The organism is Nocardioides humilatus (assembly GCF_008373755.1).
GTDB lineage: Bacteria > Actinomycetota > Actinomycetes > Propionibacteriales > Nocardioidaceae > Nocardioides > Nocardioides humilatus.
Map to the genome: position 1 here is coordinate 1,288,975 of NZ_VUJV01000001.1, position 18,465 is coordinate 1,307,439.

Here is an 18,465-nt window from a genome sequence, read left to right on the forward strand (position 1 = left end):
TGTGGTTGATCGGATGACCGCCGTTGTCCGGTGCGGCAAACCTTTCGCGGAACCCGCGTCGCGCGCTCCCGCGCGGGAGTAGCGTCGAGGCCGTCTCGCGACCCCCCTCGTGAGCTCCCCCCGAAGCAGGTCCCCCGATGCTGAAGTCATCCCTCCGCGCCACCCTCGCCGGCAGCCTGAGCGCGATCGGGCTCGCCGCGTTGCCAGCGCCACCGGCCCACGCTGCCACCACCCACTTCTACGTAGCCGAGGGCGGCACCGACTCGGGCACGTGCGCATCGGTCGCCAGTCCGTGCCTCACGGTGAGCTACGCGCTGGCGCTGGTCGAGCATGAAGCGACGGTCCACGTTTCGGGCACGATCCACGACGAGATCTTCATCAGTGGCCTCCAATACAGCACCGTCATCACCGGCGAGGACGCAGCGTCGCCGGCGGTCCTCGACGGCGCTGGCAGCTTCACCGTGGTGTCGAGAACTGGGGGGGCTCTACGGTGCTGCGGGACCTGGTCATCGACAACGGCCAAGCCAACACCGCTGGCAGCGTGGGCGGTGGCATCTTCAACGTCGGCGAGATGACGCTGGAGGACGTGACGGTCTCCGACAGCGAGGCCAACTCGGGGGGCGGGATCTACAACACCGGCGACCTGACCCTGATCCGCAGCCTCGTGGCAGGCAACAACGCGACCTACATGTACGGCGGAGGCGGCATCTACCAAGGGGCCGACGACGGCGTCCTCACCCTGATCGACAGCACGGTGTCCGACAACGACGCTCCCAACGGCTCCGGCGGCGGCATCAACGGCTTGTTCCTCCAGGGTCCGGTCCGGATCTACCGGAGCACCATCTCCGGCAACCACGCTTTCGGGACGGGGGGCATCGTGGCCAGCGACCTCGTGATGAACGGGAGCACGGTGTCCGGCAACACGTCCGGGGGCGGTGCCACCGCACTCGAGGCCGTCATCGGCAGCGCCACGATCGTCAACAGCACGATCGCGGGCAACGGCAACAGCAACTCAGCGCTCGCCACCGATCGGGCGACCGTCACCATCGGCAACTCGATCGTCGCCGACAACCCCGGCGGCAACTGTGGCGGCGACCTCGATTTCGTCTCGGTCGGCTACAACATCACTGACTCCAACGGCGTGGCGTGCGGGATCACCCAGTCCTCGGACCGCGTCAACACGAGCCCCGGTCTCGGCCCCCTGCAGGACAACGGCGGACCGACTCTCACCATGCTGCCCTCCGGCGCGGGCGCCCTCCGCGTCGTACCCCGGTTGACCACTTTGGCCGGCATCTCCGTGTGCCCGGGCTACGACCAGCGCCTTCGCGCGCGACCGCAACCGGGCCAGACCAAGTGCGCGGCCGGCGCCGTCGAGCCCGGCGCGACGGTCGGGGTCCCCCCGGCGATCACCAGTTCCTCGTCGGCGACTGTCGACATCGGCACTGCCTTCACAGTCCCGGTCACCACTTCCGGCACCCCGGTCCCGATCCTGTCGGCAACCGGACTGCCGGCCGGGGTGACCTTCACCGACAACGGCAACGGCACCGGCACGATCGCGGGCACTTCGTCAGCGGCCGGCAACCACGTGCTCACGCTCCACGCCTGGAACGGCACCGATCCGCCGGCCGAGGAGACCTTCACCCTGACGGTCCGGCCGTTGCCGACCATCGCGGTCGACGACGTCACCCAGGTGGAGGGCAACGCCGGGACCTCGACGCTGACCTTCACACTCACCAGGAGCGGTCCGACCCACCGGAGTGCGACCGTGAAGGTCGCGACCGTGGCCGGCACGGCGGCTGCAGGAAGCGACTTCACCGCGGTACCGCTCACCACCGTCACCTTCGCCGTCGGACAGACCACCCGCACCGTGGATGTCGACGTCACGGGGGACACCGAGATCGAGCCCAACGAAACCTTCAAGCTGCACCTCAGCGCCCCGGTGCGGGCGACCATCAGCGACGCCGACGGCACCGCCACCCTGACCAACGACGACTCCGCGACCCTGGCCGTCGATGACATCAGCCTGGCGGAGGGCAACAGCGGAACGGCGACGGCGACCTTCACCCTCACCCGGAGTGGAGCAACCGGAGGCACGTCCTCGGTCAAGGTCGCGACCGTGGACGGCACCGCCACCGCCGGCAGCGACTACACGGCGGTGCCCCTCACGACGGTGAGCTTCGCCGCCGGGCAGGCCACCCGGACGGTCAACGTCGACGTCACCGGCGACACCGCGATCGAGCCCAACGAGACCTTCCGGCTCCACCTCAGCGCCCCGGTGCGCGCGACCATCAGCGACGCCGACGGCACGGCGACGATCACCAACGACGACTCCGCGAGCACCTCGGTTAACGACGTCACCGTTGCCGAGGGCGACAGCGGTACGACGACCGCGACCTTCACTCTTACCCGGTCGGGCGCGACCGGCTCGCCGGCGTCGGTGAAGGTCGCTACGGTCGGCGGGACGGCGACCGCCGGCACCGACTACGTCGCCGTACCGCTGACCACCGTGAGCTTCGCGGTCGGGCAGAGCACCCGCACGGTCAACGTCACCATCAACGGCGACACCGCGATCGAGCCCGACGAGACCTTCAACCTGATCCTCAGCGCTCCCGTGGGCACGACGATCTCGGACAACTCCGGCACCGCCACGATCACCAACGACGAGGTCGTGCTCGCGGTCGACGACGTGAGCGTCGTCGAGGGCGACAGCGGCACGGCGAGCGCGGTGTTCACCCTGACCCGCAGCGGCGGCACTGCTGGCACCTCGTCAGTCAAGGTCGCGACCGCCAACGGCACCGCTACCGCCGGCACGGACTACACGGCGGTCCCGCTGACCACCGTCACCTTCACGCCCGGGCAGACCACAAAGACGGTCACCGTGTCCGTCACGGGTGACGCCGAGGTCGAGGCGAGCGAGACCCTCCGCCTCAACCTGAGCGCGCCCGTCGGCGCGACGATCGGCGATGCGAGCGGCACGGCGACGATCGTCAACGACGACGCTGCCTACATCGCCGTGGACGACGCGGTGGTCGTCGAGGGCAGCAGCGGCACCAAGTCGATCACGTTCACGCTGACTCGGTCCGGTCGCACGGGCGGCACCTCTTCGGTGAAGGTCGCCACGGCCAACGACACCGCGACCGCCGGCAGCGACTACACCGCGCTCCCCCCCACCGTGGTGAGCTTCGCGGCAGGGCAGACGACGCGATCGGTGACCGTCACCGTCCAGGGCGACACGGCGATCGAGGACGACGAGACGTTGAAGCTCAACCTCAGTGTCCCCGTCCGGGCCACCATCATCGACACCAGCGCGACGGCGACGATCCTCACCGACGACGGCGCATCGGTGTCCGTCGGCGACGCGAAGGTCACGGAGGGCAACGCCGGCACCACGGCGCTGACGTTCACGCTGACTCGCAGCCTCAGCCTGGACGGCACTGCGTCGGTCGACGTCGCGACCGCCAACGGCACCGCGACCGCCGGCTCCGACTACGTCGCCCTCGCCCCGGCCACGGTGACCTTCAGCGACGGCGAGGCGACGAAGTCCGTCGTCGTCCAGGTCAAGGGGGACGCCGTCGCCGAGTCCAACGAGACCTTCAAGCTGACGCTCACCGGGGTCGACGTCTTCGTCGCCGACGCGGAGGCCACCGGGACGATCGTGGACAACGAGGGCCCGATCGAGGCTGCCCCGTCGACGTACTTCTCCGTCGACGACCCCTTCGCCGAGGAGGGCAATGTCGGGGGATCCACGGCACTTGCCACGATCACTCGTTCCGGTGACGTCTCGGGCGCCTCCTCGGTCCACGTCACGACGATCGACGGCTCGACCGATCAATACGACTTCGACCCGGTCGACACCACCGTGACCTTCACCGCCGGCCAGACGACGAAGACCGTGCCGATCACGATCTTCGGCGACACCTACCCCGAGGAGTTCGAGGCCTTCGGCATCGCGCTTTCGGCGCCGGTGGGCGGCGTGGTCTCCGACGACCTCGGCTTCGGGGTCATCCTCAACGACGACCTCGCCTCCATCGGGGTCCAGGACGCCGCGGTCGTCGAGGGTGACGCGGGCACCAAGACCGTCATCGTGACCTTGACGCGCAGCGGCAGCACCGGCGGCACGTCGGACCTGGTCGTCACCACGGCGAGCGGTACGGCGACCGCAGGCTCGGACTTCGTCACCAAGGCCGCGACGATCGTGACGTTCAGCCCCGGTCAGACCACCCGAACGGTGGTGCTGACGGTCAAGGGAGACCCCACGGTCGAACCGACCGAGACGTTCAAGCTCAACCTTTCCGATCCGATGGGCGGCACCATCGTGGACACGTTCGGCCTCGTCAGCATCATCAACGACGACTGAGAGGCGCCGACGGGCAGGCTCAGCCCGGGCGACCCCGGGCGCGAACGGCCGCGGCTCAGGCCGCCGTGTTGACCTCCATGACAGAGACTTGTGTGAAGAACCCGCCGGAGGGCTTCGCACGAGCGAAGATCTGGACGAACGAGCAGCCGCCGCCGATGTTCTTGACCGTCACCGTCAGCTTCCGCTTGTCGGACTGGGCCAACGGCGGTGTCGCGTAGGTTCCGGCGATGGCGGCAGCAGTCACGTCGAGGGTGCCGTCCTTGACGGTGACGACCGGAGCGCAAATGCCGGCGTAGGTGTTCTCGAGCCAGAACCCGATGCTCGCCGACGGGGCCGTCGAGTTCTGGAGGGTCACCGAGAACTTCGCGGTCTGCGTGCCGCTGATGGTCGGCGCCGTCATGATCTGGTTGGTGCGTCCCGGTCCACCAACGGCCAACTGACTGCCGTTCTTCAGGAACAGGTCAGCGGCAGTCCCACCGCTGAGCAGGGCCGGTTCCTCAGCGATGAGGTAGACGGTGTCGATGAAGAATCCATCGGTCCCGTAGAGGTTGACGGTCGAGTAGTGCTCGTAGGCGGCGGTCCCGAGCGGGATCGGGATCTTGAGGGTCAGGGTCTGGCTGCCACCCGGCGGAAGCGCCTTCGTGTAGTAGCCGTCCGGGCTGCTCGCCAGGGGCTTGAGGAGCAGCTTGCCGTCGTACAGCTGAGCCTGCGCACCGGTCCAGTCGCTGATGTTGAGGCGGTACTGCGCCAGCGCCGTGCCGGTGTTGCGGACCTGGAAGGTGTAGGTCATGGTCGCCCCCTCCTTGCCGACGAGGCTGACCGCGTGACCAGCGGTGTAGTCAGACCCCTTGGGCCCCTCCACGACCAGGGCCCCGGAGTGGCTGGCGGCACTGGCCGACGGGATGACGGCGAAGGACGCGGCCAGCACGGCCCCGATCCCGACAACGAGGGCAACCAGTGCCCGTGGAACCTGCGTCAAGGTGTGCATCGGGACTCCCCGCCGGTGAGCGCGAACCACCCCATGATGGTCCGTCGCCCCATTGACGCTAGACCCCTTTACCTGCCCTGACATTGCCCGAAGGGATGGTTCTTGCCGTGAGTCCGCGGACCCACGCGCATGACTACGACCGCTGCGCCCGCTCCTTGATCTCGGCCCAGGGGTAGCGCTGGCGAAGCGTCGCACCGCTCGGCACCCCCTCCTGGTCCTTCGCCCACCCGCTGTAGTCGGCGAACGAGCCGGTGCTCCCCGGCGACCGGAGATAGCGCGCGACGATCTCGACGACCTCGTCGTCGGTCCAGCGCCGACTGGTCGAGCGGGTGGTGTTGGTGCGGACGCCGGCCGCCGCGCAGGCCTGGGTCCAGGAGCCGAACCGGCGGATCACCAGGGCCGGCGACGCCGCGTCGTGCGAGCGCTGCCACGTGTCGTAGGCACCGACGGTCAGCGGCTCGCCGAGCTCGGCTGCCGCAGCACTGATGGCGGCGCGCAGCTGGGCATCGCTGAACTCGGGAGCTCGACTCACTCGGGCCCTCGGATCGCCGCCGCGACTGCGCCGGGCACGTCGGGGTGGAACACGCTCGGGATGATGAAGCTCGCGTGCAGCTCCTCGTCGGACACGACCGCCGCGATCGCGCTCGCCGCCCGCAGCAACATGTCGGTCGTCACCTGGGTGGCGCGGGCGTCGAGCAGTCCGCGGAAGACGCCGGGGAAGGCGAGCACGTTGTTGATCTGGTTGGGGTAGTCGGAGCGACCGGACGCCACGACCGCGGCGTACTTCGCGGCCTCGACCGGGTCGACCTCGGGGTCGGGGTTGGCGAGCGCGAAGACGACCGCGCCCTCGGCCATGTCCTGGATCCACTCCGGCTGGAGCACGCCCGGGCCGCTCACGCCGATGAACACGTCGGCGTCCTTCAGTCCGTCCTGGAGCGTGCCGTGGATGCACCGCGGGTTGGTGATCGAGGCGAGCTGCTTCTTCGCCGGCGGGAGGCTGTCGTCGTCGTAGGCCAACAGGCCCTCGCGGTCCCACACCACGACGTCCTCGGCGCCGGCCGCCAGGAGCAGCGACACGATCGCGGAGCCGGCCGCGCCACCACCGGCGACCACGATGCGCGTCGCCGAGATCGACTTGCGCACCACGCGCAGGGCGTTGGTCAGCGCGGCGAGCACCACGATCGCAGTGCCGTGCTGGTCGTCGTGGAAGACCGGGATGTCGAGGCTCTCGCGCAGCCGGGCCTCGACCTCGAAGCAGCGCGGTGCGGCGATGTCCTCGAGGTTGATGCCGCCGAAGCCGGGCGCGATCATCTCGACGGCTTTCACGATCTCGTCGACGTCCTGGGTCGCCAGGCAGATCGGCCACGCGTCGATGTTGGCGAACCGCTTGAAGAGCGCCGCCTTGCCCTCCATCACCGGCAGCGCCGCGCCGGGCCCGATGTTGCCGAGGCCCAGCACCGCTGAGCCGTCGGTGACGACGGCGACCGTGTTGCCCTTGATCGTCAGCTTCGCGACGTCCTCGGGGTGCTCGGCGAGCGCCATGCAGACCCGGCCGACGCCCGGGGTGTAGGCCATCGACAGGTCGTCGCGGGTCTTCAGCGGCACCTTGCTCGCCACCTCGATCTTGCCGCCGAGGTGCAGCAGGAAGGTCCGGTCGGAGACCTTGTGGACCGTGATGCCCTCGATGGCGGCCACCGCCGCGACGACCCGTTCGCTGTGGTCGGAGTCGGTCGCGCTGCAGGTCACGTCGAGCACCAGCCGGTCGTGGCGCGACTCCGCGACGTCGATCGCCGTTGTGATGCCACCCGCCTCGGCGATGGTCGTCGCGACCGTGCCGACGACGGCGTAGTCGGGCGCGGCATAGAGCCGCATGGTGATGGAGTACGACGACGGCGTGACGCTCATGTGGCTACCTAAGACCCCTCCGAGGCTTACTCACAAGTACCGGTCGTAGTGGTCTCGGGTGGTCTCGCCGTCGTCCTCCTACCCCTGCAGCAGCCCCTTCGCGACGTGGGTGATCTGGATCTCGTTGCTGCCGGCGTAGATCATCAGCGACTTGGCGTCCCGCGCGAGCTGCTCGACGCGGTACTCCTGCATGTAGCCGTTGCCGCCGAAGAGCTGCACCGCCTCCATCGCCACCTCGGTCGCGGCCTCGGAGGAGTACCACTTCATCGCCGACGCCTCGGCGAGCGAAGGCTTCTTGCCCTGCTGCGCGTGCTCGAGCGAGGAGAACACCATGTTCTGCACGTTGATCCGCGCGACCTCCATCTTCGCCAGCTTGAGCTGGACGAGCTGCAGGTCGGCGATCGGGCGGCCCCAGAGCTCACGCTGCTTGGCGTAGGCGACGCACAGCCGGTGGCACTCGTTGATGATCCCGAGGGAAAGTACGGCGACGCCGACCCGCTCCGCCACGAAGCTGTCCCGCGCCGACTCCCGCCCGTCGCCCGACCGCTCCTCCGTCTCGCCGAGCAGCCGGTCCGGACCGAGCCGCACGTCATCGAAGAAGAGCTCGCCGGTGGGCGAGGACATCATCCCCATCTTCTTGAACGCCTTGCCCTGGACCAGACCCTCGTCGCCCTTCTCGAGCACGAAGGTCAGCACCTTGCGATCCCGGATCGGGGTGCCGTCACCCTCATCGAGCTTGGCGTAGACGACGATCACGTCGGCGTCCGGACCGTTGGTGATGAAGGTCTTCTGGCCCTTGAGGACGTAACCGTCCCCATCGCGGCGCACGGTCGTCTTCATCCCGCCGAAGGCATCGGAGCCGGAGTCGGGCTCGGTGATCGCCCACGCCGCGATGTGCTCGGCCGTCACGATCTTCGGCAGCCAGCGCTCCTTCTGCGCCAGCGTGCCCTTGCTCATGATCGTCGAGGCACCGAGACCGAGCGAGACGCCGAACGACGCGACCGTCCCGAGCGAGACGCCCGCGAGCTCGCTGATCAGGATCGCGCCCATCGAACCGGCGCCATCGAAACCGTCCGTGTCCTTCTCGCCCTCGGACCGCTCCCCGCCCTCGGCTTTGCGTCGCTCGGACGCCAGCACCTTCGCCAGGCCCTCGGCGGCCATCACGCCGATCCCGAAGTCGGCGAACAGCTTGCGGATGATGTCGTACGGCGGCAGCTCGCCGGTCTCGAGCTGGTCGAGGTGGGGACGGATCTCCTTGTCGATCCAGTCGCGCACCGCGTCGCGGATCGCGAGATCAGCGTCCGACCAGGCGATCATGACCAGCCCTCCAGCGACTCGGCCACACCGTCGAGCGTCCAGTCGTCGTCGGTCTCGATCGTGTGCTCGACCGACCAGCCCTTCAGCTGCTGGATCGACCCGCCGCTGACGGCGAACACCTTGCCGTTGACCGGGCACTTCTCGGTCGCCAGCCACGCGACGAGCGGGGAGATCTGGGCCGGGGAGAAGAGGTCGACCTCGCCCTCCTCGGGCTCGACGGCGAAGATCGCGCCCATGCCGGGCGTTGCCAGGGTCAGCCGGGTGCGGGCGATCGGGGCGATCGCGTTGACCCGGACGCCGTACCGCTCGAGCTCGTCGGCGGCGACCAGGGTCAGTGCCGCGATGCCGGCCTTCGCGGCGCCGTAGTTGGCCTGGCCGGCGTTGGGCATCGTCGTGCCGGAAGCCGACGCGGTGTTGATGACCGCCGCAGCGACCTCCTCGCCGGCCTTCGACTTCTCCTTCCAATACTCGGCGGCGAAGTGAAGCGGCGCGAAGTGCCCCTTCAGGTGTACGTCGATGACGGAATCCCACTGGGCCTCATCGAGGCCAGCGATGAAGCCGTCGCGCAGGATGCCCGCGTTGTTGACGAGGATGTCGAGGCGACCGAACTCGGCGACCGCCTGGTCGACCAGTGCCTTCGCGCCCGCCCAGGTCGACACGCTGTCGGTGTTGGCCACGGCCTCGCCACCCAGCGCCCGGATCTCGTCGACGACCTCCTGGGCCGGACCGGTGTCGGCTCCGCTGCCGTCGTTGCCGCCGCCAAGGTCGTTGACCACGACCTTGGCGCCCTCGCGGGCGAAGAGCAGCGCGTGCTCACGGCCGATGCCGCGCCCCGCTCCGGTGACGATCGCGACGCGTCCGTCGAGTGCTCCCATGTCAGGCTCCTTCTTCGGCGATCTCAGCGAGCCCGTCCTTGATGACGAGGTCGCTGTCGACGGCGGTCTCGAAGGCGTACGACGTGACGCCACCCTCGGATCCCGACCGGTAGATGGTGGTGGTGATGTCCTGCCCGGGCAGGACCGGCTTCGCGAAGCGCACCGCGAGCCGCTTGAGGCGCGACACGTCCGACCCACCGACCTCGGTCAGCACGGCCCAGGAGGTGAAGGCCATCGTGCAGAGGCCGTGGGCGATGATGCCCGGCAGCCCCATCTCCTTGGCGAACTCCTCGTCGAGGTGGATCGGCATCGGGTCGCCGGCGGCGGGGCCGTAGCGAAAGGTCTGGTCGTCGTCGACGTGCTGCTTGGTCTGCGCGACGGCATCGGTGTCGCGCAGCGACTCGTCGAACCGGTGCTCCGGCGCGAGCTCACCGATGGTGTCGCCGTTGTCGAAGCCGCGCACGAAGAACGTCACGAACTGCTCGTTGACGAGAGCCCCGTCGCCACCCTCGCTGCCGTCGCGGCACTCGATGTGCACGCACGCGGCCGTGCCGTTGGGGAGGCCCTGCCAGCCGGTCATCCGCGACCGGGAGACGAGCACGTCGCCGGGCACGATCGGCCGGTGGAAGCGGAAGTCCTGCTCGCCGTGGACGACCTTCCCGATCAGCTGCATCGGCACGACCTCGAGCGCCGGCTCGATCAGCGACTGGAAGACCGGCACGATCGCGAACACCGGGCTCGCGACGTCACCGGCCCGGTGCGCGGGGACCGGATCGTTGGTCGCCGCGGCGTACTCGATGAGCCGCTCGCGGGTGACCTCGAAGCGGGACTCCTCGGTCCACGCCCCTAGGCCGTCGGCGTTGAACTTGAGGTCCGTCATGCCTGACCCAGCAGGGCAGCGAAGTTCTCGAGCGAGCTCTCGAGCTCGGCAGCGCCCTGCTTCTCGATGGCCTTGCCGAGCGCACCGACGATCATCTGACCCTCGAACGAGCACGACAGGTCGAAGGTCGACCCGCTGTCGGTCGGCGTCGCCGCGAGCGAGATCGCGACCTGCACGCCGGCCATGCCGGTGCCGGAGATCGAGAGGGTCTTCGGCGCGTCGTAGTCGTCCACGGTCCAGGTGATCGTGTTGGGCATGCCCATCATCGAGATCACCTCGGTCAGCTGGGTGCCGACCGAGAGCTCGGCGGGGATGTCGCCCTTCCACTTCTGGTGGAGGGTGAGCCACTTCTCGAAGTTGTTGGGGTCGGAGGCGAGGTTCCACACGTCCTCGGCGGAGGCGGCGAAGTCGCGGGTGGCGGTGAGCTGTCCCATGGTGGTCAGTCCTTTCGAGATCAGCGCTCGGCGCGCTGGTAGAGGGAGACCACGGCGGAGCCGCCGAGGCCGACGTTGTGCTGGAGCGCTGCAGTGACGTTGTCCACCTGACGCGCGTCGGCGGTGCCGCGCAGCTGCCAGGTGAGCTCGGCGCACTGGGCGAGCCCGGTCGCGCCGAGGGGGTGGCCCTTGGAGATCAGGCCGCCGGACGGGTTGACGACCCAGCGGCCGCCGTACGTCGTGTCGTCGTTGTCGATGAGCTTGCCCGCCTCGCCCTCGCCGCAGAGGCCGAGCGCTTCGTAGAGCCAGAGCTCGTTGGCGGAGAAGCAGTCGTGCAGCTCGATGACCTGGACGTCCTCAGGCCCGAGACCGGCCTGCTCGTACGCCGCGCGTGCAGCGTGGACGTTCATGTCATAGCCGATGATGTCGCGGGCCGTGCGGCTCTCGAAGGTCGACATGAAGTCGGTGACCAGGGCCTGGCCCACGATCTCGACCGCCTGTCCCGCGAGGCCGTGCTCGTCGACGTACTTCTCACTGGCGAGTACGGCGGCACCCGACCCGTCGCTCGTCGGCGAGCACTGCAGCTTGGTCAACGGCGAGTAGATCTCGGGCGACCCGAGGATCTCCTCCAGCGTGTATTCCTGCTGGAACTGTGCGTAGGGGTTGTTGACCGAGTGCTTGTGGTTCTTGAAGCCGATCTTGGCGAAGTGCTCGGGCGTCGTTCCGTACTGCTCCATGTGCTCGCGGCCGGCGGCGCCGAACATCCACGGGGCCGGCGGAAAACGCACCTCGGAGATCTCGGCGAGCAGCTGCATGTGGTTGCCCATCGGCTGCTCGCGGTCGTCGAAGGTGGTGCCGAGCGAGCCGGGGTTCATCTTCTCGAAGCCGAGCGCGAGGGTGACGTCGCTCTGGCCGGACCGGATGGCCTGCGCGGCGAGGTAGAGCGCGCTGGAGCCGGTCGAGCAGTTGCTGTTGACGTTGAAGATCGGGATGCCGGTGAGGCCGAGCTCGTAGGCAGCGCGGTGGCCGCTGCACGACTCGCCGTAGACGTAGCCGACGTAGGCCTGCTGGATCGCGTCGTAGGTGACGCCGGCGTCCTCGAGCGCCTTGTTGCCGGCCTCCTTGGCCATCTGGGGGTAGTCCCACCCCTCGCGGCGGCCGGGCTTCTCGAACTTGGTCATGCCCACGCCGATGACGAACACACGGTTGCTCATGGCTGCAACGTTCGCACTCGCCCGGCCCTGAGCCGATGACGAGAGCCGACCATTTCCTTGACCGAAACGCTCATGACCGGCTGCTAGCGTGCCCGGCATGGAGCGGCGCCGGACCCGATCATCCGCCCCGGACCGCACCCTCCCCATCGAGCTGGTGCGGGCTGCGGTGTCCTTCGCGATCGCGCAGCAGTGGGACGTCAACCAGATCCTCCACCAGGCCGGGATCCCGCCACTGCTGCTCGCCCAGGGGCGAGCGCGGATCACCGAGGCCCAGGCGACCAGCATCGTCCAGGCGATGTGGCACTACACCGACGACGAGGCGTTCGGGATGGGGGCGCACCCGCTGCCACGCGGTTCGTTCCGGCTCCTCCTGTACGGCGCCAGCGGCGCCCCCGACCTCGGCGCCGCGCTCGACCGGGTCCAAGGCTTCAGCCGCGCGATGCCCGCACTGCCGCCCGTCGGGTTGGTCCGGGACGGGGACGCGGCGCGGCTGTCTCTCGACCTGACGCAGGGGTTCGACGACCCCGAGCACCTGATGACCTACACCGGCCTGGCGGTGGCGCACCGGGTGATGTCGTGGGCGGTCGCACGCCCGATCCCGCTGCGCGCCGTCGAGCTGCCGTTCCGAGCCCCGGCCAGCCGGGAGATGCCCGAGCTGGTCTTCGGTGCGCCCCAGGTCTACGAGACGCCCCGGCCGGCGCTCGTCTTCGACGCCTCCTGGCTGACCGCGCCGCTCATGCGTGACGAGGCGGCGGTCGACTTGTTCGTCGCCCGGTCGCCGGCGGGGCTGCTCGCCCGACCGACGAACGACCGCACCAGCACCGCCGACCAGGTCCGGCGGCTGGTCGTCCAGGGGCTCCGCAGCGAGCAGCCGCCCGCCGACCACATCGCTGAGCGGTTGGCGATGAGCCCGCAGACCCTGCGCCGCAAGCTCGCCGCCCAGGAGACGTCGTTGCGCCAGATCCGGGACGAGGTGCTGCGCGACGCCGCCGTCTCCGCCCTGGTCGCCGGCAACGAGTCGCTCGCCGAGATCGCGGAGCGGCTCGGCTTCTCCGAGCCCAGCGCCTTCACCCGGGCCTTCCGCCGCTGGACCGGCAGCCCTCCCAGTGCCTACCGGCGCGAAAGTAAAGACTGATAGGCAACCGAACACCCACCCCGCGGCGTCTGAACGGGTGTGGGGAAGCTCGGACTCTTCGTTGCGGTCGCGGTCGCCGTCGTCGCAGTGCTCATCAGCCCGGCCCTGGGCCGCGCAGTGCCGTCGGGGAGCTACCGCCCCGATCTGCCGCCCGACACGATCGAGCTCGGCTGCTACCCGCTCCCGCGCGGCCTGACCCTCGACTTCCCCTACCAGGTGCGCACCGACGGCGACGTCCACGGACAGCGGGTGCTGACGCTGCAGTGGGACGAGCTCGACACCGCCGAGGTCCGCCACCGGCTGAGGGTCGCCCTGCGCCACGCGGGCCTGCCTCGGAGCGCAGCGACCATCACGCCCTACGACGACCAGGCGATCGTGCGTGGCACCATCACCCTGCGCCTGCCGACCGCCCCGCTGTCGAGCGACGCCCCCGCCTGCCGTGACCCGCAGACCACGAAGCGCTTCCCGCCGGACTGGGCGCCGTCCACGGAGTACGGATGACCCGTCGCCCCTCTCGGGTCGACCCGCTGGTTGCGTTGGTCGCGGCCGCGCTCGCGATCAAGGTCGTGCTCTTCTGGCGGGTGGCCGAGCTGCCCTTCCGCGGCGACGAGGTCGCCTACCGCGACGCCGGGTGCGCGCTGGCCAACCTGGTGCGCGACCTGGTGTCCCTGCGTGGGCCCGACTCGGCGGAGCTGTCGCGCAACGTCATCGGCAGCGGGTGGTTCATGCCCGGCATGGGGCTGGTCCTCGCGCCGTTCTACCTGGTCGCGCCGCACGCCGACGATGGGTGGGCGCGGGCCTGGCTCGGCCTCGTCTCGGGCGTCGTCTTCGTGCTGGCCGTCCGCTCGACCCACCGCACGCTGGGGCGCCCCTTCGCGTTGGCCCTCTGCCTGTTCCCCGCGCTGGTGCCCGTCTGGGTACTGCTCTCCCTGACGGCGTACGGCGACCTGCTGGCCGGCCTCGTCCTCGTCATCCTGCTCGGGCGACTCGTCGAGGTGCTGCGCGAGGCCCGCGCCGGGCGGCCGTTGTCCGTGCGCGACGGGATCTGGCTCGGGTCCCTGGGGATCGCGGTGGTCTACCTGCGCTCGAGCGCGTCACTGGCGGTGGCCGCAATGGCCGTGACCGCGGTGGTCCTGCTGGTCTCGAGGTTGCGGCGCGCCGCCCTGCTGCCGGTCCTCGCCGCCGGCCTCGCCTTCGTCGCTCTCCTGGTCCCGTGGTCGCTCAGCGCCTCGCTCACCCTCCACGACCGCGTCGTCACCACGACGTCGGTGCCGACCTCGCTCGCCAACACCTTCGGCGACCGGGCCGAGGTCTGCTTCGGCCCGTGCGACCCCGGCAGCACCGTGTGGTTCGCACCAGTGCGCTACGCGCGGGAGGTCTCCCGCGCGACCGGCGAGGGCGAGGTCAGCGTGCTCGACGAGATGTCGGACCACGCCCGCGAGGAGGTCACCGCCCACGGCTACGCCCGCGACGTCGTCGACAACTTCGACCGCTACCGCCGCATCGACGGCTTCGGGTCGCTCCTCAAGCCGCCCGACGCACCGCACGACCAGGGGTTCTGGCAGTGGGTCGCCCGCGACCTGAGCCTGCGCATCTTCGGGCCGGTGTCGTGGCTGGTCGTCGCCGCACTGCTCGTCGTGAGCCGGCGCCGCTACAGCGACCAGGTCGTCGCGGTGCTGGTGAAGGTCGGGCTGCTGGCGTTGCTGACCCAGCCGTTCGTGCACCTCGCCGGCTCGCGCTACTGGACCACCGCCGGCGCGCTCGGCGGACTGGCGGTCGTCGTGCTCGGCCGCACGGTCCTCGACGCCGTACGGCGGCCGGAGGTCGAGCCCGGCGACGAGCCGTCGCGGCTGCTCACTGCCCTCCAGTGGGCGCTCACCGCCGCGACGGTCGTCGTCGGCGCGACCGTCGCTGCGCTGGCCGCGTAAGCCCTGTGGTGGTTGAGGTGCGAGGAGCGCTAGCGACGAGCCTCGAAACCTCCACAGGCCAAAGCCGACCCGACATCGTCCACAGGTCGACCTTGCCTCGTTTGGCCTGATCCGCGGCGTCGTCGACCGTCGAGGGATGCCGTGGGCCTACCTCCTGAAGTGCGCAGACGATTCCTACTACGCCGGAAGCACCATCGATCTCGAACGCCGCCTCTATGAGCACGGCACCGACGACCTCGGGCCGCTCTACACACGGCGTCGACGACCCGTCGAACTTGTCTGGAGCGGCTGGTTCGACCGGATCGACGACGCCTTCTGGTTCGAGAAGCGGGTCCAGGGCTGGAGCCGCGCGAAGCGTGAAGCCCTCATCCGCAACGACTGGGAGGCCCTGCCCTTCCTCGCGAAACGCCCGAGCGCTCAACGGAAGCTCGAGGAACAGTGCGATGGCCCCCAGGAGGCATGTAGGGCCTTGGTTTCGAGGCTCGCTGCGCTCGCACCTCAACCAGCGGCATACCCCGGTGGTTGAGGTGCGAGGAGCGCTAGCGACGAGCCTCGAAACCCCTCAACCAGCTCAGGCGATCGAGCCCAGGATTTCCTGGGACTCGATGATCCCGATGTCGCTGGGCGCCTCGCCGCGGCCGAAGACCCGCTCGCGCTGCTTCGCGCGCAGCTCGAGGTGGGCTTCCGAGGGGCGCGCGTAGCCGTAGCGCTCGCGGGCCTCCGCGGGCGTGAGCACCACCGGGCTCTCGGGCGGGACGTCGTTCCAGTACGGCAGCACGACGGGCAGCAGCTTGGGCGAGAGCTGACGGATCGCCAGCAGCTTCAGCGGCATCACGTGGTGGACCGCGCCGAAGACCAGTCGCAGGTAGGGCCGGACGAGCAGGTCGGTGAGGCGAGACTGCCGCACGCCCGCCATGCTCCGCATGTAGCGCGGCATCGTGGCGATGGTGCCGGTGCGCAACGACCAGTTCGCGATCGGTCGGACCAGGCGCCAGACCCCCTTGTTGGGCACGATCGCGTTGGCGCCGTTGAGGAGGTGGTCCATCATCTGCTGGGTCGCCTCGCTGGCGGCCAGCCGCGGACGCCACTCCTCGAAGTAGGCGCGCACCTCCTCGCGCGACCGCGGGACGTCGGCCGGGTCGCAGGTCTGCAGCTCGGCCGCGATCGCGCACTCGGCCCAGTACTGGCGCTCCTCGTCCTCCGTCAGCTTGCCCGGCCCGAACAGCTCGTAGGCCTTGAGCACCGAGTGCCAGCCGGTGATGAGGATCCAGAGCTGCGAGGACGGGTCGTTGGCGTCGTACGGGCGCCCGGTCACCGGGTCGTGCCCGATCGCCTTGGAGTGCACCTTGACCAGGACGTCGGCCATCTTCGACACCGTCCGGCTGTCGGCGAACGCGACGGAGGCGAAGTACTGCACGGTCCGTGCGTACCTCGTGTCCAACCGCGCGTAGTTGGCGCCGGTGTCGTGCACGGCACGCAGCAGGTGCGGATCCAGCTCCTCGACCACGGTCGCCCGCTCGATGCCGATGAACGGCGTGGTCGCGTAGCCCCACACCTTCCAGGTCACCGAGTCGGGGCCGAAGAACCCGTAGTCCTCGTGCGGCTGGATGGTCCTCTTGTCACGCTTGCTCATCGCGGGCTCCTTTGCTCACGGGTTCATCGCGTAGGTGTTGGCGGNNCGCCCGGGCCTGGGCCCAGACCCGAGCGCTGCGTTCGGCGTCGTACGACGGCCGCCGGATCATGGCGCGAGCCGCCTCCTCCTGGGCGGGGGTCACGGTGGGCTTCGCCGCGAGCGTCAGCGCGTGGGCGGAGACGTCGCGCACGAGGACCTCGAAGATGCTGTCGAGGATGTCGTCGTCGACGCCCCCGTTGCCCCCGTTGATCGAGGCCTGCTGCAGGATCAGCTCGCCGTAGGGGACGCTCGTGAAGATGTCGCCGACCACCAGCAGAAGGTCGAGGTCGGTCATCTGGTCATCGCTCAGCGGCGACGCGACCAGCACGTTGAGGAACGCGTCGACCTGCTCGAGGAAGAGCGCCACGTTGGGCAGGTGCTGGTAGCCGGCGAAGGTCGCGCGCCAGTCGTGGAACCGCACCCGGCTCAGGCCCTTGGCCGGACCCTGCTGGAAGAGGTGGGTGTCGTCGGCGGCGTCGCGGCGCCGCTCCGGGAGGCCCGGGCCGTCCGGCTGGGCGAAGAGGTAGGGCGGCAGGAACTTCAGCGCCAGCGCCATGTTGACGTGCACGGTGCCCTCGAGTCGGGGCAACCCCATCATCGCGATCGCGCCCATGGGGAAGTACATGTCGTTCTCGAAGCTCTTCGCCGAGATCACGTCGGCCATCAGGTCGTAGACCTTGGCGCCCTGGCGGGTGACGTTCATCTTCTCGATCGCGTCGACCAGCAGGTAGCGCCGGTCCTCGGCGGTTCCGGAGCGCATGTAGTCGATCGCCCGCTCGCTGTAGAGCTCCATCGCCGCGAGCCGCACCCAGGCCTCGGTGAAGAGCGCCCGGACCTGGCTGAAGTCGGTGACGCGGCTGTCGAAGAGGACCCGGTTCTCAGCGTGGGTGATCGACTCGTGCCACCCGTGCTGGACAGCACCGATCGCGCCGAAGCCGAGGTTGAACTTGCCGACGTTGACGGTGTTGATCGCTGCGTCGAACGCCTCGGAGCCGAGGTGGAGGACGTCCTCCTCGCGCACCGGGTAGTCCTCGAGGTCGAAGGCGGCGACGTACATCTGCGCGTCGACGACGTTCTTGCGGAGCTTGTACGCCGGGTGCTGGCTGTCGGCGACGAAGAAGACGTAGCCCGCCTGGTCCTTGGCGTTGGCGCCGAGGCCCTCGATCCGGCCGAAGACCGACACCATGCCGGCCTGGTTGCCGTTACCGATGTAGTGCTTGCCGCCGTTGGCCTTGTAGCCGCCCTGACCATCGGGCGTCAGCACCATGTCGGTCGTGTAGACGTCGGCGCCGTGCTCCTTCTCCGAGAGCCCGAAGGCGAAGATCGCGCCGGAGTCGAGCAGGTCGGCGGCCTTGCGCTTGGCCTCGCCGTTGCCGCTCTGCCAGATCGGACCGAGGCCGAGGATGCTGACCTGCCAGACGTACCAGTAGGCCATGCCGTAGAAGCCCAGGATCTGGCTGTACTTCGCGACCCGCGCGGTGTCCCACCGCTTGTCGGGGTCGCCGTCGGCCTCGGCCGACGGGGTCAGCAGCGTGGCGAAGACCCGCTCGCGCTTCACGAGGTCGAGGAAGTCGGCGTACCAGACGTTCTCGCGGTCCTGGTCCTTGAGCACCTGCTTGCCGCGGGTCTCGAAGAACTCGATGGTCGCCTCGAAGATCCGGCGGGTGGCGGGGTCGAACTCCGAGAAGTCCGGCGCGTGCGGGTTGAACAGCGTCATGCCGGATGACTTTATACACCGGTGTAGCATTTTGCTACATCTG

General features: G+C 69.4%; 16 protein-coding genes. 6 read left to right on the forward strand and 10 right to left on the reverse strand.

What is annotated here, in order from left to right; genetic code table 11:
* Positions 1 to 137 precede the first annotated feature (137 nt).
* The gene (locus F0U44_RS05970) at positions 138 to 575 is read left to right on the forward strand and encodes a hypothetical protein (RefSeq protein WP_149727275.1); all 438 of its coding nucleotides are present in this window, start codon (positions 138 to 140) and stop codon (positions 573 to 575) included.
* On the forward strand, positions 491 to 4,357 hold the full coding sequence (locus F0U44_RS05975) for a beta strand repeat-containing protein (protein WP_149727276.1): 3,867 nt from the start codon (positions 491 to 493) through the stop codon (positions 4,355 to 4,357). The genes F0U44_RS05970 and F0U44_RS05975 overlap by 85 nt, the downstream gene beginning before the upstream one ends.
* 55 nt (positions 4,358 to 4,412) lie before the next feature.
* Here F0U44_RS05975 and F0U44_RS05980 read toward each other — a convergent pair whose 3' ends face one another.
* The 8 genes from F0U44_RS05980 to F0U44_RS06015 form a co-directional block, all read right to left on the reverse strand.
* The gene (locus tag F0U44_RS05980) at positions 4,413 to 5,345 is read right to left on the reverse strand and encodes a hypothetical protein (RefSeq protein WP_149727277.1); all 933 of its coding nucleotides are present in this window, start codon (positions 5,343 to 5,345) and stop codon (positions 4,413 to 4,415) included.
* A 133-nt stretch (positions 5,346 to 5,478) separates the two neighbouring features.
* Positions 5,479 to 5,877: a homing endonuclease associated repeat-containing protein gene (locus tag F0U44_RS05985; RefSeq protein ID WP_149727278.1), complete on the reverse strand. Its 399-nt coding sequence runs from the start codon at positions 5,875 to 5,877 to the stop codon at positions 5,479 to 5,481.
* Positions 5,874 to 7,250 (reverse strand): NAD-dependent malic enzyme, encoded by a 1,377-nt coding sequence (locus F0U44_RS05990; protein WP_149727279.1) that lies wholly within the window; start codon positions 7,248 to 7,250, stop codon positions 5,874 to 5,876. The genes F0U44_RS05985 and F0U44_RS05990 overlap by 4 nt, the downstream gene beginning before the upstream one ends.
* Before the next feature lie 78 nt (positions 7,251 to 7,328).
* Complete coding sequence (locus F0U44_RS05995; protein ID WP_149727280.1) at positions 7,329 to 8,567, reverse strand: acyl-CoA dehydrogenase family protein; 1,239 nt, start codon at positions 8,565 to 8,567, stop codon at positions 7,329 to 7,331.
* The gene (locus F0U44_RS06000) at positions 8,564 to 9,442 is read right to left on the reverse strand and encodes an SDR family oxidoreductase (protein ID WP_149727281.1); all 879 of its coding nucleotides are present in this window, start codon (positions 9,440 to 9,442) and stop codon (positions 8,564 to 8,566) included. Before F0U44_RS06000 ends, F0U44_RS05995 begins: the two co-directional genes overlap by 4 nt.
* 1 nt (position 9,443) lies before the next feature.
* Positions 9,444 to 10,322 (reverse strand): MaoC/PaaZ C-terminal domain-containing protein, encoded by an 879-nt coding sequence (locus tag F0U44_RS06005; protein ID WP_149727282.1) that lies wholly within the window; start codon positions 10,320 to 10,322, stop codon positions 9,444 to 9,446.
* Positions 10,319 to 10,756 (reverse strand): type II toxin-antitoxin system Rv0910 family toxin, encoded by a 438-nt coding sequence (locus F0U44_RS06010; protein WP_149727283.1) that lies wholly within the window; start codon positions 10,754 to 10,756, stop codon positions 10,319 to 10,321. Before F0U44_RS06010 ends, F0U44_RS06005 begins: the two co-directional genes overlap by 4 nt.
* Positions 10,757 to 10,776: 20 nt before the next feature.
* The gene (locus tag F0U44_RS06015; protein ID WP_149727284.1) at positions 10,777 to 11,970 is read right to left on the reverse strand and encodes a lipid-transfer protein; all 1,194 of its coding nucleotides are present in this window, start codon (positions 11,968 to 11,970) and stop codon (positions 10,777 to 10,779) included.
* Positions 11,971 to 12,067: 97 nt separating this feature from the next.
* On the opposite strand from F0U44_RS06015, the gene F0U44_RS06020 reads away from it, so the two are divergent.
* From F0U44_RS06020 to F0U44_RS06035, 4 genes are all read left to right on the forward strand, one after another.
* Entirely contained in the window at positions 12,068 to 13,105 is a 1,038-nt protein-coding gene (locus F0U44_RS06020; RefSeq protein ID WP_149727285.1) for an AraC family transcriptional regulator, read from the forward strand.
* 39 nt (positions 13,106 to 13,144) lie between these two features.
* Positions 13,145 to 13,606 (forward strand): hypothetical protein, encoded by a 462-nt coding sequence (locus tag F0U44_RS06025; RefSeq protein WP_149727286.1) that lies wholly within the window; start codon positions 13,145 to 13,147, stop codon positions 13,604 to 13,606.
* Positions 13,603 to 15,033, forward strand: a complete 1,431-nt coding sequence (locus F0U44_RS06030) for a hypothetical protein (RefSeq protein ID WP_149727287.1) — start codon at positions 13,603 to 13,605, stop codon at positions 15,031 to 15,033. Before F0U44_RS06025 ends, F0U44_RS06030 begins: the two co-directional genes overlap by 4 nt.
* A 136-nt stretch (positions 15,034 to 15,169) precedes the next feature.
* Positions 15,170 to 15,559, forward strand: coding sequence for a GIY-YIG nuclease family protein (locus F0U44_RS06035; RefSeq protein ID WP_149727288.1), 390 nt, complete (start codon positions 15,170 to 15,172; stop codon positions 15,557 to 15,559).
* A 45-nt stretch (positions 15,560 to 15,604) separates the two neighbouring features.
* Here the strand turns inward: F0U44_RS06035 and F0U44_RS06040 are convergent, their stop codons facing one another.
* Together F0U44_RS06040 and F0U44_RS06045 are read right to left on the reverse strand one after the other, a co-directional pair.
* The gene (locus F0U44_RS06040; RefSeq protein ID WP_149727289.1) at positions 15,605 to 16,666 is read right to left on the reverse strand and encodes an oxygenase MpaB family protein; all 1,062 of its coding nucleotides are present in this window, start codon (positions 16,664 to 16,666) and stop codon (positions 15,605 to 15,607) included.
* A complete protein-coding gene (locus F0U44_RS06045) occupies positions 16,653 to 18,452 on the reverse strand; it encodes an acyl-CoA dehydrogenase family protein (RefSeq protein WP_438616480.1) in 1,800 nt (599 codons plus the stop codon). Before F0U44_RS06045 ends, F0U44_RS06040 begins: the two co-directional genes overlap by 14 nt.
* Positions 18,453 to 18,465 lie beyond the last annotated feature (13 nt).

Coding starts and splice junctions, on each gene's coding strand:
- F0U44_RS05970 (WP_149727275.1), top strand. CDS start 138: ATGCTGAAGTCATCCCTCCGCGCCACCCTCGCCGGCAGCCTGAGCGCG.
- F0U44_RS05980 (WP_149727277.1), bottom strand. CDS start 5,345: ATGCACACCTTGACGCAGGTTCCACGGGCACTGGTTGCCCTCGTTGTC.
- F0U44_RS05990 (WP_149727279.1), bottom strand. CDS start 7,250: ATGAGCGTCACGCCGTCGTCGTACTCCATCACCATGCGGCTCTATGCC.
- F0U44_RS05995 (WP_149727280.1), bottom strand. CDS start 8,567: ATGATCGCCTGGTCGGACGCTGATCTCGCGATCCGCGACGCGGTGCGC.
- F0U44_RS06000 (WP_149727281.1), bottom strand. CDS start 9,442: ATGGGAGCACTCGACGGACGCGTCGCGATCGTCACCGGAGCGGGGCGC.
- F0U44_RS06005 (WP_149727282.1), bottom strand. CDS start 10,322: ATGACGGACCTCAAGTTCAACGCCGACGGCCTAGGGGCGTGGACCGAG.
- F0U44_RS06010 (WP_149727283.1), bottom strand. CDS start 10,756: ATGGGACAGCTCACCGCCACCCGCGACTTCGCCGCCTCCGCCGAGGAC.
- F0U44_RS06015 (WP_149727284.1), bottom strand. CDS start 11,970: ATGAGCAACCGTGTGTTCGTCATCGGCGTGGGCATGACCAAGTTCGAG.
- F0U44_RS06020 (WP_149727285.1), top strand. CDS start 12,068: ATGGAGCGGCGCCGGACCCGATCATCCGCCCCGGACCGCACCCTCCCC.
- F0U44_RS06030 (WP_149727287.1), top strand. CDS start 13,603: ATGACCCGTCGCCCCTCTCGGGTCGACCCGCTGGTTGCGTTGGTCGCG.
- F0U44_RS06035 (WP_149727288.1), top strand. CDS start 15,170: ATGCCGTGGGCCTACCTCCTGAAGTGCGCAGACGATTCCTACTACGCC.
- F0U44_RS06040 (WP_149727289.1), bottom strand. CDS start 16,666: ATGAGCAAGCGTGACAAGAGGACCATCCAGCCGCACGAGGACTACGGG.